General features: G+C 55.0%; 14 protein-coding genes. 6 read left to right on the top strand and 8 right to left on the bottom strand.

Annotation, left to right across the window (positions count from 1 at the left end; all coding sequences use genetic code 11):
• Positions 1-383: 383 nt before the first annotated feature.
• The gene (locus PW789_RS13230) at positions 384-1,622 is read right to left on the bottom strand and encodes an MFS transporter (protein ID WP_299377130.1); all 1,239 of its coding nucleotides are present in this window, start codon (positions 1,620-1,622) and stop codon (positions 384-386) included.
• A 91-nt stretch (positions 1,623-1,713) separates the two neighbouring features.
• On the bottom strand, positions 1,714-2,541 hold the full coding sequence (locus PW789_RS13225) for an oxidoreductase (RefSeq protein ID WP_299377128.1): 828 nt from the start codon (positions 2,539-2,541) through the stop codon (positions 1,714-1,716).
• 43 nt (positions 2,542-2,584) lie between these two features.
• On the opposite strand from PW789_RS13225, the gene PW789_RS13220 reads away from it, so the two are divergent.
• On the top strand, positions 2,585-3,532 hold the full coding sequence (locus PW789_RS13220) for a helix-turn-helix transcriptional regulator (protein ID WP_299377126.1): 948 nt from the start codon (positions 2,585-2,587) through the stop codon (positions 3,530-3,532).
• A 291-nt stretch (positions 3,533-3,823) separates the two neighbouring features.
• The gene (locus PW789_RS13215) at positions 3,824-4,057 is read left to right on the top strand and encodes a hypothetical protein (RefSeq protein ID WP_299377124.1); all 234 of its coding nucleotides are present in this window, start codon (positions 3,824-3,826) and stop codon (positions 4,055-4,057) included.
• Between the two features lie 137 nt (positions 4,058-4,194).
• Here PW789_RS13215 and PW789_RS13210 read toward each other — a convergent pair whose 3' ends face one another.
• Positions 4,195-5,154: an AraC family transcriptional regulator gene (locus PW789_RS13210; protein WP_299377877.1), complete on the bottom strand. Its 960-nt coding sequence runs from the start codon at positions 5,152-5,154 to the stop codon at positions 4,195-4,197.
• Positions 5,155-5,273: 119 nt separating this feature from the next.
• Between PW789_RS13210 and PW789_RS13205 the strand changes: the two genes are divergently transcribed.
• From PW789_RS13205 to PW789_RS13195, 3 genes are all read left to right on the top strand, one after another.
• Entirely contained in the window at positions 5,274-6,005 is a 732-nt protein-coding gene (locus tag PW789_RS13205) for an SDR family oxidoreductase (RefSeq protein ID WP_299377122.1), read from the top strand.
• A 23-nt stretch (positions 6,006-6,028) separates the two neighbouring features.
• A complete protein-coding gene (locus PW789_RS13200; protein WP_299377120.1) occupies positions 6,029-6,763 on the top strand; it encodes an SDR family oxidoreductase in 735 nt (244 codons plus the stop codon).
• A 72-nt stretch (positions 6,764-6,835) separates the two neighbouring features.
• Positions 6,836-7,978: an epoxide hydrolase family protein gene (locus PW789_RS13195; RefSeq protein ID WP_299377118.1), complete on the top strand. Its 1,143-nt coding sequence runs from the start codon at positions 6,836-6,838 to the stop codon at positions 7,976-7,978.
• Positions 7,979-8,308: 330 nt separating this feature from the next.
• Here the strand turns inward: PW789_RS13195 and PW789_RS20165 are convergent, their stop codons facing one another.
• The 5 genes from PW789_RS20165 to PW789_RS13175 form a co-directional block, all read right to left on the bottom strand.
• Positions 8,309-8,761 carry an SDR family oxidoreductase gene (locus PW789_RS20165; RefSeq protein WP_367182555.1) on the bottom strand — a complete coding sequence of 151 codons (453 nt, stop codon included), beginning with the start codon at positions 8,759-8,761 and terminating at the stop codon, positions 8,309-8,311.
• Entirely contained in the window at positions 8,695-9,153 is a 459-nt protein-coding gene (locus tag PW789_RS13190; protein ID WP_299377116.1) for an SDR family NAD(P)-dependent oxidoreductase, read from the bottom strand. The genes PW789_RS20165 and PW789_RS13190 overlap by 67 nt, the downstream gene beginning before the upstream one ends.
• The gene (locus PW789_RS13185; RefSeq protein ID WP_299377114.1) at positions 9,150-10,289 is read right to left on the bottom strand and encodes an MFS transporter; all 1,140 of its coding nucleotides are present in this window, start codon (positions 10,287-10,289) and stop codon (positions 9,150-9,152) included. Before PW789_RS13185 ends, PW789_RS13190 begins: the two co-directional genes overlap by 4 nt.
• A gap of 155 nt (positions 10,290-10,444) precedes the next feature.
• Positions 10,445-11,272 carry an AraC family transcriptional regulator gene (locus tag PW789_RS13180; protein ID WP_299377112.1) on the bottom strand — a complete coding sequence of 276 codons (828 nt, stop codon included), beginning with the start codon at positions 11,270-11,272 and terminating at the stop codon, positions 10,445-10,447.
• A gap of 428 nt (positions 11,273-11,700) precedes the next feature.
• Positions 11,701-12,450, bottom strand: coding sequence for an SDR family oxidoreductase (locus PW789_RS13175; protein ID WP_299377110.1), 750 nt, complete (start codon positions 12,448-12,450; stop codon positions 11,701-11,703).
• 429 nt (positions 12,451-12,879) lie between these two features.
• Between PW789_RS13175 and PW789_RS13170 the strand changes: the two genes are divergently transcribed.
• Positions 12,880-13,656, top strand: coding sequence for an SDR family NAD(P)-dependent oxidoreductase (locus PW789_RS13170; RefSeq protein WP_299377108.1), 777 nt, complete (start codon positions 12,880-12,882; stop codon positions 13,654-13,656).
• The last annotated feature ends 6 nt before the right edge of the window (positions 13,657-13,662 follow it).

Raw genomic sequence — 13,662 nt, 5'->3', positions numbered from 1 at the left:
AGGACGCAAGGTGGGCCGGAGCCAGAGAGGATACTTCCTCCACTTTGCCTATGATGAGGTGGAGGTTGTCAAACAGATCACACTACAAATAGAGGAAGGCTAATGGCAGGAATTCACAGTTGGTGGAAGTCTGAGAACAAGAAGTCGGCGCGTTCCGCGAGCATAGAACCTCATACCCGTCCGGGATGGTGCCTCGGACTAGAATACTTCCTTCCACAATCAACTTCTTGATGCCGAACTGACTAGCCAGGACCTCGAACGCTTTTGGTAAATCGGGTGCGTCTTCTCGAAAAGGTCGATGTCAGAGAATTGTTCGATCGCATTAGGATCTGTCTTTCCGTCGAGGCTCGACATCATGTGGCAGATAACGTAGGGACGCATAATTAGACTCCTTTGAGGCGCTGCCCCTGAGTTTGATGCCTTCCGCGATGCTCTGTCAGAAGAGCCGTCAGAAAGAATGCCAGGCCGACTACTGCGAACGCTGCTGCGACGTAGCCCGTGGATGCGAAGCCCCATCCGTACGCAATGGCAAGTCCGCCTGCCCACGCTCCAAGTGCGTTGGAAAGATTAAAGGCGGAATGATTCATTGCTGCCGCAAGAGACTGCGCATGAGGGGCTACATCCATCAGGCGAGCCTGTAGTGCGGGCACAGCGGCGAAGCCGATGCCGATAAAGAAGAGAACAATTGCGACGCCGATCACTGAGTATGCCGCAACCGCAAACAGGCAGAAGAAAGCCAGGTTCCAGAGCTGTACGCCCGCGATCGTGAGAGATTGAGCTTTGTCTGTCAGCCATCCGCCGATGATGTTGCCAACAACCATGCCCAGACCTAGCAAGCCGAGAAAGAGCGGCACTCGTCCAAGGGCGATCCCCGATACTTGAATTAAAGTAGGCGTGATGTAGGTATAGACGGCAAACATACCGGCAAAACCGACCGCGGCGGTTGCCAACGTAAGCCATACCTGAACATTACGAAAAGCCGACAGCTCTCTTGTTGGGGAAGCGTCTTTATGGGCCGCCAGCGACGGAACGGTGAAAGGGATCAACAGGGCTAAGAGCGCACCGCCTGCGCCGATTCCTGCGAACGCAGCGCGCCATCCGAAGTGTTGCCCAATAAACGTCGTCAGAGGGACGCCGATCACATTGGCAAGGGCAAGTCCAAGCATCACGCGACCGATCGCCTGCGCACGTTGGCGTTGCGGCACCATGGCCGCTGCCATGATCGAGGCAGTGCCGTAGTAAGCGCCGTGCGGAAGGCCCGCCAGAAAGCGTGCAATCGACAGGGTGCCGAAGGTCGGGGCGAAAGCGGTAGCAATGTTTCCAACAAAGATCATGAGGCCCAGCAGAATCAGTAGGCGGCGACGGTCCATCCTCGCGGTGGCAATGGCCACCAACGGCGATCCAATAACGACGCCCAGTGCGTATGCGCTGATGAGGTGTCCAGCATCTGGAATGCTGACATGCACCGATCGTGCAAAGTCGGGCAGCAGCCCCATTGCAGCAAATTCACCTGTTCCCATGAACAGGCCTCCGATACCTAGAATGAGCTGAGCCAGTCCAACACCATGGGGTGCTTTGACCTCAGCGGCTTCGGAAAGGCCTGTATTCGTTGCGGTAACCATCTCGTATCCAGTCGGTCGCTCGGGGCGTGACGCGGGTTTGCCCTTGCGTACAGCAGTTCGAAGCCTGAGTACGCAAGGGGTTATTTTTCTCTCATGCTGAAAAGTCGGCGCCCAGAGTTACGTCCTTCCATGCCTCAAAGTCCTGGCGCATGGAATCGACCCGCTCAATCGCCACGTCGTATGCGACCTTGCCAAGGAGGAGATGCAGCGGCGTGTCGGGCTCTTCGACCGCGCGAATAATAGCGGCCGCACCCTTGACAGGGTCGCCGGCCTCCCTATTGCTGCCATCGCGCAAGGCTTTCCGGGTTGCGCCGACGGTGTCAGAGTAATCGGCAATATGAATCGGGCTCTCGCTGGCAGAGCGGCCTGCCCAGTCCGTGCGGAACGGTCCCGGCTCGATCAAGGTGACCCGGATGCCGAGATTGGCCGTTTCCTTGGCCAGCCCAACAGAGAGACCTTCGACAGCGAACTTGCTTGCGCAGTAGTACCCCACGCCGGGGAATGTTGTGAGACCACCGATCGACGAAATGTTCAGGATGTGTCCCTTGCGACGCGCGCGCATTCCAGGAAGCACGGCCAGAGTCACGTTCGAAAGCCCGAAGAAATTGATCTCGAACATCCGGCGCACTTCTGTTTCTTCACTCTCTTCGATGCCTGCAAAGTAACCGATGCCAGCGTTGTTCACCAGTACATCAATACGTCCGAACTGTGCCTCGGCCAAGCGAACGGTTTCGGCAATTTGTTCCGGCTTCGTAACGTCGAGCTCAAGTACCAAAGCGCGATCTTTGTACGCTGCGGCAAGGTCCTCGATCGACTTCGTATTTCGTGCGGTAATGACCGCGGTGTAGCCCTTGGCGAGAACCTGTTCTGCAAGAGTTCGACCGAACCCCGTCGAGCAACCAGTAATAAACCAAACCATCTTGCGATTCCTCACTTTCATTTATTACGATAGGAGGATAAATATGGTGGTACAAGACGATACTTTATCGTGGTATGTCTTCTACCAGCCTGAAATGGTTGGCCCCATGAATGAAGAGCAACAACGTGCGGAATTGGCTGATTTTCTGCGGACGAGACGAGAACGCGCGAACGCATCTGAATTCGGAATTATTGCAGGACGTCGTCGTCGCACACCAGGTCTACGGCGCGAGGAAGTGGCGCAACTCGCACAGGTAAGCGTCGCCTGGTACACGTTTCTGGAGCAGGGGCGCCAAGTCAGGGCATCTTCCGATGTCCTGGAACGGCTTGCGCAGGCCCTGCGTCTTGATCGAGCAGAGAGAGAGCACTTGTTTCTGATTGCGCGCGGTCACCCGCCAGCCGACAAAGAAGGTGTCGGAAATGTCGTGGACGCGAACCTTCAAATGTTGCTCGATGCGATGCCATATCCGGCCTATGCCTCAATGAGCGATTGGACGATCATCGCCTCCAACCGTGCGGCACAGATCGTATTCCATGACTACAGCATGAATCCCAGCGGCCCGATCAATGTTCTCAAGCTACTCTTTACCGATCCGGTTCATCGGAGCATTCTGGTGAATTGGAAGCGGCAAGCGCAGGACACGCTAGCCATGTTTCGAGCAAGTACAGCTCATAGCGCCGGAGAAGCATGGCACAAGAAACTGGTAGAAGAACTGTCGCGAACCAGTCCAGAGTTCCGGAAGTGGTGGCCGAAACACGACGTTCGAGTGAATCATGGCGGCCCAAAGGAATTCAATCATCCGGTGGCTGGGCGTATGGTGTTCCAACCTTTGACTCTGCGTTATGAAGGTGAGCCAACGCTTCGAGTAGTGGTGAAGATTCCGCAAAATACAGCGGACACCGTCGAAAAGCTAAGTGCACTGCTGAACGGGAAAGGCTCCAAATCATTCGTCAGTGTGTTCCATAAAACAAAGTCACCGCGTAAGTCCTAAGAAACGCACAACTCGTCGCCTATCCCTGACTGGTGGTGCTTTGAAGGCATGGATATGCCTTCCCGATCAGCGCCAAATCGCTGATGCGCTTAGCGCGCAGGATTCATGAATTCTGCTCTAGCGCCAGAGGCTTTGAATCAACTCTTTCTAACCGCACGGACGCCCAATGGATGCACAGACGCGGCTGTCTCAGACGATGTAATTTTCCCGCTATAACGATCTGATGAAGTGGGGGCCTACGCATGTCCAGGTGGTGCAGGGGATGCTGCAAGCGCCCGGTATGACAGAAACATGGCGATGCGGAATGGAAGCCTGCAAGGCGCTTATCTGATCCTTGCAACTCGTGCATTGGGGCTGGATTGCTGGCCGATGTCAGGCTTTGACAACGCCGGTGTTGAGCGTGAGTTCTTTGCCGGAACGCAGATCAAATCGAACTTTATTTGCAGCCTGGGCTATGCAAACCCGGAAGCAGTCCACCCTCGCGGTCCGCGACTGACGTTCGACGAAGCAGGTCTGCTCGCCTGAGTGCCCTAAGTAGAAACGACACTCCTGGTAGTCGGCTTGGTAGAAGCGACTGACACTGTCGGCGCCAACGCTTTTTCAACGGAACTACGCGCCTTCCGCTTCGAAGATCTTTCGCGATTCCGACATGGCGTTGATTGTCAGGCACCGCGTTTGAGATATTCGCCAGGGTTGGCCCCGACAACTCGTTTGAACGCTTTACTGAACGAAGCGTCTGATTCGTAACCGACCGACCGAGCAACGTCGATGAGTTTCTTGTCGCGCTGGTGTAGTAACTGCATCGCCTTCTGCATCCGCCATTCCGTGACGTATTCCAGTGGAGTTTGTCCGAGCAGATCTTTGAAACGCGCTGCGAAGGCGGAGCGAGACATGCCCGCCGCTTCGGCCAGGGATTCCACCGTCCAGGGTGTCTTCACACTATCGTGAATGGCACTCAGAGCAGCGCCCATTTGAGGATCAAAAACCGCACTAAGCCATCCTTTGTTGCGTTCTGGTTCCGACGCGATATGCGCCCGGAGTACCTGGATAAACAGAACCTCGGCCAGTCGAGTCGCGACGACTTCAGATCCCGGAGCCTGTGCTGCCATCTCCGAAGCAAGCGCGTGCACTGTGTTGTGAAGAGCAAGCGTGCGTGCCTCATCGGCCTTCATCAAAATGAAGCTCGGCAATAACTGAGTGATCGGCTTCAGACTGGCGTGATCAAAACTCAAGGAACCACAGACGATGGTCGTCGGCGCGCCACCTCCTCCATAAAGAACAATATTGCCGTTGGCCCTGGCCCCGATCTCACGGAAGGTCAACCTCGGACGCGTTCTCGGGCTGTCGCGCAAAACAATAGAAGTTCCCTTAGCCAGTAAAAAGCAATCGCCACCGGTGAGAGGCACCGGCTCCGCAATCCCTTCAACACTCAGCCAGCAGTTGCCGCGCGAAAGCATGGCGAAGTGCGCCAAATCGGTTGGGGAAGTCTTTTTGCCGGAAGGCGCGACGTTTTCTTCGGCTTGATTTTCCTGTTTCACGCCCCACGGGGCTGTGGCTTCGAGCCTGTGCAGGCCGAAAGCGGTTATATGCATCGTTTTGAAGACATCGGTTATTGGATCCAACATAGCCTCCTCTTTTGGACGAATGGACAAAATATTAGGACTCTTGGGCAGTTCTCGTCCGTGGCTTGAGAGATCTACTCCTCTGTAACAGATGCTACACACCGACATAAGGAGCAGTTATGGGAAAACTTGAGGGAAAAGTTGCCGTCATCACGGGTGGATCGAGCGGTCTGGCGCTCGAAACCGCAAGGCAGTTCGTCGAAGAAGGTGCCTACGTTTTCATCACGGGACGCAGGCAGGAGCAACTCGATGAAGCCGTCAAGATGATCGGCCGGAACGTAACAGGCGTGCGTGGCGATGCGGCAAATCTCGACGACCTTGACCGTCTGTTCGAGACAGTCAAGAGAGAGAAAGGCAAGATCGACATCCTCTTCGCGAGTGCAGGCAAGGGCGAAGCCGCTGTACTCGGCGAGATCACAGAGCAGCATTTCGATAAGGAATTCGGTCTCATTGTGCGAGGAACGCTGTTTACGGCTCAGAAGGCTTTGCCGCTGATCAACGATGGCGGATCGATCATCATGACCGGGTCGGTCGCATCGGTGAAAGGCTTCCCAGGTTTCGGCGTGTATGCGGCGAGCAAGGCAGCATTGCGCTCATTCGCTCGCACCTGGCTCAACGAACTGAAGGACAGGAAAATCCGGGTAAATGTACTGAGCCCGGGGCAGGTCGACACACCGGACTCGCAGCGACTCGATAAGGCGACGAGGGAGATGTTCGAGTCCCTGATTCCACGAGGAAAGATGGGGCGTCCCGAGGAGATCGCGGCAGCTGCACTGTTTCTCGCTTCTGATGAAGCGAGCTACGTGAACGGGGTAGATTTCGCCGTCGACGGCGGATTCTCAGCGATCTAACACACCAATCAAAAGGAGCAATTATGGGAAAGCTTGAGGGAAAAGTTGCAGTCATCACAGGTGGATCGAGCGGCATGGCTTTGGCGAGTGCCAAGCAGTTTGTTGAGGAGGGTGCGTACGTCTTCATCACGGGTCGGAGACAGGAGCAGCTTGATGAGGCCGTCAAGGTGATCGGCCGCAACGTGACCGGCGTGCGCGGTGACGCGGCAAATCTCGACGACCTCGACCGCCTGTTCGATACAGTCAAGCGAGAGAAGGGCAGGATCGACGTTTTGTTCGCGAGTGCCGGCATAGGCGAAGCCGTCCCATTGGGAGAGATCACCGAGCAGCACTTCGATAAGACCTTCGACCTGAATGTGCGCGGCACGCTGTTTACGGTTCAGAAGGCGTTGCCGCTATTCAACGATGGCGGATCGATCTTCATGACCGGCTCAAATGCTTCGGCGAAGGGTTTTCCTGGTTTCAGCGTGTATGCGGCGAGCAAGTTGGTGTTGCGTTCCTTCGCACGCACGTGGCTCAACGAACTGAAGGATAGAAAGATTCGCGTGAACGTGCTGGTTCCTGGTGCTATCGCCACACCGATGCAGGAAGCCGTTCTCACCAAGGAAGCGAAGCAGTATTTCGAATCCCTGATCCCGCGGGGAAGGATGGGGCAACCAGAGGAAGTAGCTACGGTCGCGCTGTTTCTTGCTTCTGACGATTCGAGCTTCGTTAACGGGCAGGAAATGTTCGTCGATGGCGGCATGACTGCCATCTGATATCAGAGGATCTCGATGAGTGCATGATTCCATGCACTCATCGGAATCCGATAGATAACCATGAGGTTTCCCATGATCGATCCGTTCGAGCTGCCGTTCTCTTCTGCCGACTGGGAGGATTTACGGCGCCGTATCAGACAAACCCGCTGGCCTGACGAGATATCGAACTCCGACTGGATCGATGGAGCCAGTCGCGTTTTTTTGCAAGAGCTCTGTGATTACTGGGGGGACTCTTTCGACTGGAAGTCTCAGGTATTAAGGCTTTCGAAACTCCCGCATTATCATATGCAAACCACTGGGGGGAAGGTGCATTTCCTTCACTTCAAGAGCAGCGGATCTGCTCCAATCCCACTCGTCATGACACATGGCTGGCCTGGATCGTTCCTTGAATTCCTCGAGATCGTTCCGCTGCTGACTAGTCCTGAGGTGCACGGGTTTTCTAACCAACACTCGTTCGATGTGATCATTCCTTCACTACCCGGTTTTGGCTTTTCCGAGAGTCCTAAGGCCCGCGGTACGGACGCCTTTCGGATTGCTGCGATGTGGGTAGAGTTGATGGACAAGTTGGGCTATGATCGCTTCGCTGCACAGGGTGGAGATATTGGTGCTGGCGTGAGTACCGCTCTTGGATTGCGCCACAGCGAACATCTAATCGGCATACATCTCAACTACATTCCCGGATCTTACCGGCCGCACATTGCCGCAGGGGCTGAAATCACTCCGGAGGAACAGAACTTCCTGAGCGGTGCCGCACGATGGTACGACGAGAACGGCGCCTATGCCCATCTGCAGGGCACAAGACCTCAGACGCTCGCCTATGCACTCAACGATTCGCCGGTAGGTCTAGCGGCTTGGCTACTTGAGAAATTTCGCGCGTGGTCAGACTGTGATGGAGATGTATACAAAAGCTTTTCGAAAGACACGCTACTGACGAACGTCACTCTCTACTGGATGACGCAAACGATCGCATCCTCGTTCCGAATGTACCAAGAAGGTAGGCGAAGTCCGCTCCACTTCACTTCGACCGATTATGTTCAACCACCGTGCGCTATCGCATGCTTTCCGAAAGAGATCGTGATGCCTCCCCGTAGCTGGGTCGACCGCGGCTATAACGTCTCACGTTGGACGGTGTTTCCCGAGGGAGGACACTTTGCAGCCGCTGAGGTTCCCGAACTCCTCGCTGCAGACATCCATGCCTTTTTCGGTAGCCTGTAGCTTGTGGGCGCGGTGGCTAATCTACGAGAACGATCCGTACGGTCCTGAGATCTCCGTTGCTTTCGAGGACGATACCGTCTTCACCGTCACCTTCCAACGAGCATTCAAGCTTCAAGGGAATCTCAGCCGCGAGGAGCATGGAGCGTCTTGCACGTTGGCCAGTTACGAGGCAGCCGTCCGGCATCCGTAATCGACATTGCGGTGCCTCAGGAGGGCAACCCTCCCTGACTTCAGTCGCTTTGCGTCTTCCGTCACCCTCCCTCACGGGCCGTTCGCGCGCCGTAACACCCACCACTCCTTTTCATCCCATCACGCTGCGCTTGTAGAGTCCTAAAGCCGAATGGATGAATGACTACAACGAGACTCATTAACAAACGGGACGGGCTCATAGGAGACGCGTGGTGGCCGACAATTCTTACTTTCCCCCGTGACGTCGAGAAACGTTCCGGTGATAAAGGAGGCTTCGGCGCTTGCGAGCCACAAGACTGCGTTTGCGACTTCCTCCGGTTTTCCTCCTCTACCCATCGGGATCGTATCCTTCACTCGATCCACTCTGCCAGGTTCTCCTCCACTCGCATGCATCTCCGTGTAGATGTGGCCGGGCCGAATGCAGTTCACGCGTATTCCTTCGCGTGCCACTTCTTTCGCAAAGCCGATGGTGAAGGTCTCAATAGCTCCCTTTGAAGCGGCATAATCAACGTATTCGTTCGGACTGCCTAGGCGAGCAGAGGCCGAAGAGATATTGATGACGACGCCTCCGCGGCCCTGATGACGATGAGACATCCTTTTCGCCGCCGTTGCGCGTAAAGCATTGGACCGATGGAGTTGACCGCGAAGATGCGCTGCATCCGCTCAAAGCTAAGGTCTTCGACACGGGAGTGATGCGCAATGATTGCAGCGTTGTTGATGAGTACATCAATGCGACCGAACTCTCGATCGATCCCCATGAATAGCTGCTTGATTTGGTTTGGGTCCGCACTGTCCGCGCGTATTGCTAATGCTCGGCGTCCGAAAGCCTTCACATCTGCAACGACCGCGAGAGCAGCGGATTCATTGGACACATAACTCAGAGCGACATCGTAGCCCCTTTCCGCAGCAAGCCGCGCCGTCGCTGCGCCTACGCCGCGACTACCGCCCGTAATCAGCATCAATGGTGTGTTCGAATCGGAATTCATCCATGAACCTCCCGTTGTTTGAGTTGTGGCGCTAGAACCGATATAAGTGGCACGACGGCCAAGGCGGTGACGGCAGCAGCGGTGGTTCCCCAGACAATTCCCGCCAAGTCACTGAGTCGCCCATAAATCACGGGAGCAACTGCGCTCGATCCGAGAACGCCCGTGTAAAACATCGCAAAGGAACGCTCGATCTGCGTCTTTTTCACCAGTTCTGGGACAGTACCGTAGAGCACCGATGATGTTCCATTGAGCATGACCCCAAGGAATGGGAGCAGGATCATGCTTGGCCGAAGAGACAGGTAGAGCACCCCGAAGATTGCTGCTGCCGTACCAAGTTCAGTCGTCACCACAGTGGCCAGCAACCCAAGTCGTTCTCCGAGCCAGCCACAGAGAGCTTTTCCGAAGGCCCCTCCAATGAATACGAAAGAAAGAGCTAGTCCAACTGTCGTCACACCGGCTCCCTTTGCTTTGAGTAGGAACGGAAGGAACAAAAGGAATCCCATGCGGGTTGCCGTATCCAGAACGCCGATGATGAAGAGCAGCCAGAAGCCACGCTCGCTTGAGTGCCCGTGATCTGGAGATGAAATCTCTTCGGGCTGAGAACTTCCGGCTGGAATAGCAGGCATAAGCCACTGAAGCGATACGGACACCAGAAATCCCAATCCTGCGGCTATCCAGAGGGCCGATCGCCAATGCATCACCGTCAGCAACACGGACATAAGCGGTGGCAGGAATGCTTTACCGAGATCTCCTGCAAAGTTGTAGGTTCCGAGCGGCCCTCGAGCTCTAGTTCCATAGGCGCGAGATACAGCAGCAGAAGCGAGTGGATGTTGCGTACTTCCACCTGCGCCTGCAAGTGCGAGCGAGATACAGAGGCCACCCAGTCCACTGGAGAGCCCAGCCAAACCATAGCCAATCGAACTGAGTAAGGTGCCAAGTATAAGTATGGTTCGCGCGTTCCATAACTTCGCGAGACGCGAGGAAGGTAGTTGCAGCGCGGCCAGAACACCGACGTTCAAGCCTCGCAAGAGAGCGAGAGCCACATAGTCGAGCGAGAAGTCTGTCTGCCAGATCGGAAGCAGAACATAAGTCATATCCATGAAACCGTCATGAAGTGTATGGGCAAGGCTCGCCAAAGCAAGCGTCCGCCTCGCATCTGGTGCTGGCTCAAAACCCTTGTTCACTCTGGCCGCTGATTGATTGCTCTTTGCCGTATTCCACCTCGCTATGCACTGTTGTCCCATGCAAGTGGACACCAGTTCGGCGAGGACGTTCTAGAACGATCTTGCGGTTAGCGCGGGCGGGAGGTAATGCTTTGACGGTACTCACTTGGTGTCATGGCATAAACACTCTTGAAGTGCCGTCCGAAATGGCTTTGGTCGGAGAACCCCAGAGACAGAGCTACATCAATCAGACTGCTTCCTTCTGAGATCAATGTTCTTGATTTCAGAAGACGGGCCCGTGCCTGAAATGCCAGCGGCGAAAGACCGATGAACTTCGTGAATGTATGCGCAAGATGGTAAGGACTGACACATGCTCTGACGGAAAGAGAAGCCAGAGATGGCACTTTATCGAGTGATTGCAGAAGATAAGCTTTCATCTCGGTGACGAAGGATGGAGCACGAGATTGCCCTTCATCCTTCGTAGGCCCTGCCACTGCAAGCATCGTTTGTATGTGTGCAAGCAGAGTTGCGTTGCCAGCACTTGTCTTGTTTTCCTGAAGAGATTGGTAGGCCGAGAGAAAACGGTCAAACAGTGTCGAGTCAGACAACTCGACCGGTATGGGAGCCAACGGCTCCCTCAAGCGTAGGGCTGGAAGAGTTGCGATCTTAAAGCTGGTCTTCCCATGTTCGCCGCCCTTAGCTCTATGAACGAGATTTGGGGGGAGAAGCACCAGATGTCCCGGCTTAGCAACTATGGTTCCGGACTTGAACTGGTAGCACCGCTCACCGTGGGTCACTGCGACGAATTGCCAACCGTCGTGAAGGTGCCAACCGGTATCAAACCTGTCGACGAGTTTGCCCTCGTAAAGTTCGGCTCCCTCGATCACTTCACTTCGCGAAAGCTTGAGTGGCTTACGGCTCTGGTTTACCTCGCAGATGTCGCCAGTAAAGCTCATTGCTCGATTCTATCGACCACACAGCATGGGCTGCCTGTTGGTACCGGAAGTTGGCTATCGCAATTATCGCCCATGTGGCAAGAACGTCGTTTGATTACGCTGCCAGTGAGCCGTTCCGGATCATCGCGTCTTGAAAGCGACACTGATTGCCTCGACTGCGATCATCACTTCTCCAGCATTGAGAACCGGGTCGGGAAGCTCAATCATGGAAAGGACTCCGGTCCTCCAAATCTTTGAATCGCAACTGCTTTCATTAGACCAGCTTCCGTCTACTTATCGTCGATAGAACAGAGCACGCACCTCCATCTTTCGTCACCTGTAGCCTTCAAAGCGATTAGGGAATCGACCGACGGAGAAGGGGGCTGGAAACAGAAGCTATTTCTCAGACCCTCGTTCGCGTGCATGAGCGTACGTCACAGCATGGTTGCTTAGACTTGACCAATGCCCCCGTCCGCCATCAAGTCCGAACCAGTTACGTACGAGCTTTGGTCCGAGCCTAGGAAAACTGCTGCGTTCGCGATTTCTTCAGCCTGTGCAAGCCTGCCAAGCGGAACCATGCTTTTGTAGTGACCCACGACCGTCTCGTAGTCACCGAGACCGGCGGCTTGTGAGTCAAGCATCGGGGTGTCGGTCACACCAGGGCTTAGGGTGTTCACGCGAATGCCGCGATCCTTGAACTCTGCAGCCCATGTGCGAGCATACGAACGCAGTGAGGCTTTCGTTGCTGCGTATGCTGTGTGCCCCGCGATTCCCATAAGGTGCATCGCCGACGACACCAGGATGATCGAACCGCCACCTGTCATTAGCGGCAGCAGCTTGTTCACCAGGAAGACAGGTGCGCGGGCATTCAGATTGAACACCTTGTCGAAGTGTTCCGGTGTGATCGTGTCAATGTAACCCTGCTCGGTGATACCGGCGCTTGAAACGACGATGTCCACAACACCTTTCTCGGCTTTGACAGCGACAGCAATTCTGCTGAGGTCGTCCTGGTTGGTAACATCCGCCCGAATGGCCGTCACATTTTTGCCGATGACGGAAACTGCCTTATCCAACTCGGCTTGCCGACGTCCAGAGATGAAGACGTAGGCTCCTTCTTCCACGAATCGCTTGGCGGTTGCCAAACCAATGCCACTGCTTCCGCCTGTAATTACAGCTACTTTCCCTTTGAGTGCGCTCATCACAAGATCCCCTCGTTTTCGCTATATGTGTATCAGTCACTACAGATGTGTGCGGCAACTCATCCGATTCAAGATTTCTACTTAATTCCGAAGACTTCGTTGCCTAAGTCTCAGCACTCAGACCCAGCCTTTGCTTCTCTTACTATGGTCGGCGCTTTGATTTCGGTTCTCTGGAACGCCCTCATGGGCGGCTGGACGAACAGTCGATTAGGCAAACATCGCCTAGGTTTAGGCACCCATATGCGCGAAGCGCTCGTAGTTTCTAGTCGTTAGACGCGGCGCGCCTCGTCCTTTGCTTTACTCCTGACATCTGGAATGACCACTAAATAAATGTGCATCCAATGCAGAGCCTAGCACATCTGTAGTGATGATTCCATATGTGTCAACGAGGCACTCGGAATCGCTTATTAGTTTTTTTAGGAGGGAACGATGGGTCGATTTGACGGCAAGGTAGTGATTGTCACGGGTGCCGGTTCTGGGATAGGGGCTGCAACCGCCAGAGTCTTCTTGCGAGACGGCGCTTCGGTGGTCTTGAACGGTCGGCGCGAACACAAATTGCGCGAAACGTTGGCGGGAGTCAATCCCGCGAACGCTCTTGTTCACCCCGGAGATATTTCAAACGAAGCCTATGTTGCGACCTTGGTTGGAGACACGATCGAGAAGTTTGGACGGCTGGATGTTCTGATCAACAATGCAGGCTTTGCCATCTTTGGCCCTTTCGAGCAAACGACCACCGAAACCTGGCGTAAGGTGATGGCGACAGACCTCGATGGTGTCTACTTCGGCTGTCGAGAGGCCCTGCCTCACCTGCTGAAGACAGGTGGGACGATCATCAACCTTTCGTCTGCCTCCGGATTGGGTGCTGACTGGGGAATGAGTTCATACAACGCCGCCAAGGGTGCCGTAACGAACTTCACCCGCGCTCTGGCGCTGGAATATGGCTCTCGTGGCGTTCGTGTCAATGCGGTTGCCCCGAGCCTCACTTCCACCGAAGCAACAGGCGCACTTGAGGCTAATGAAGCAATTCAGGAGGCCTTCAGGGTTCGAATGCCGATCGGCAGAGCCGCGGCTCCGGAAGACGTCGCAGCAGTAATTGCGTTCCTGGCTAGTGACGAGGCCCGATTCGTGAACGGAGCGATTCTTCCGGTTGACGGCGGTTTGCAGGCCTCGAATGGCCAGCCAAACTTCCTGCACATTCTTGGTTGATGCATC

The organism is Edaphobacter sp. (genome assembly GCF_028283685.1).
GTDB lineage: Bacteria > Acidobacteriota > Terriglobia > Terriglobales > Acidobacteriaceae > Edaphobacter.
This window is presented reverse-complemented; position numbering and strand designations above follow the sequence as displayed.

Bases quoted from the DNA above. Each gene is read 5' to 3' on its own strand.
- PW789_RS13230 (WP_299377130.1), bottom strand. From the start codon at position 1,622: ATGGTTACCGCAACGAATACAGGCCTTTCCGAAGCCGCTGAGGTCAAA.
- PW789_RS13225 (WP_299377128.1), bottom strand. From the start codon at position 2,541: ATGGTTTGGTTTATTACTGGTTGCTCGACGGGGTTCGGTCGAACTCTT.
- PW789_RS13220 (WP_299377126.1), top strand. From the start codon at position 2,585: ATGGTGGTACAAGACGATACTTTATCGTGGTATGTCTTCTACCAGCCT.
- PW789_RS13215 (WP_299377124.1), top strand. From the start codon at position 3,824: ATGGCGATGCGGAATGGAAGCCTGCAAGGCGCTTATCTGATCCTTGCA.
- PW789_RS13205 (WP_299377122.1), top strand. From the start codon at position 5,274: ATGGGAAAACTTGAGGGAAAAGTTGCCGTCATCACGGGTGGATCGAGC.
- PW789_RS13200 (WP_299377120.1), top strand. From the start codon at position 6,029: ATGGGAAAGCTTGAGGGAAAAGTTGCAGTCATCACAGGTGGATCGAGC.
- PW789_RS13195 (WP_299377118.1), top strand. From the start codon at position 6,836: ATGATCGATCCGTTCGAGCTGCCGTTCTCTTCTGCCGACTGGGAGGAT.
- PW789_RS20165 (WP_367182555.1), bottom strand. From the start codon at position 8,761: ATGTCTCATCGTCATCAGGGCCGCGGAGGCGTCGTCATCAATATCTCT.
- PW789_RS13190 (WP_299377116.1), bottom strand. From the start codon at position 9,153: ATGAATTCCGATTCGAACACACCATTGATGCTGATTACGGGCGGTAGT.
- PW789_RS13180 (WP_299377112.1), bottom strand. From the start codon at position 11,272: ATGAGCTTTACTGGCGACATCTGCGAGGTAAACCAGAGCCGTAAGCCA.
- PW789_RS13175 (WP_299377110.1), bottom strand. From the start codon at position 12,450: ATGAGCGCACTCAAAGGGAAAGTAGCTGTAATTACAGGCGGAAGCAGT.
- PW789_RS13170 (WP_299377108.1), top strand. From the start codon at position 12,880: ATGGGTCGATTTGACGGCAAGGTAGTGATTGTCACGGGTGCCGGTTCT.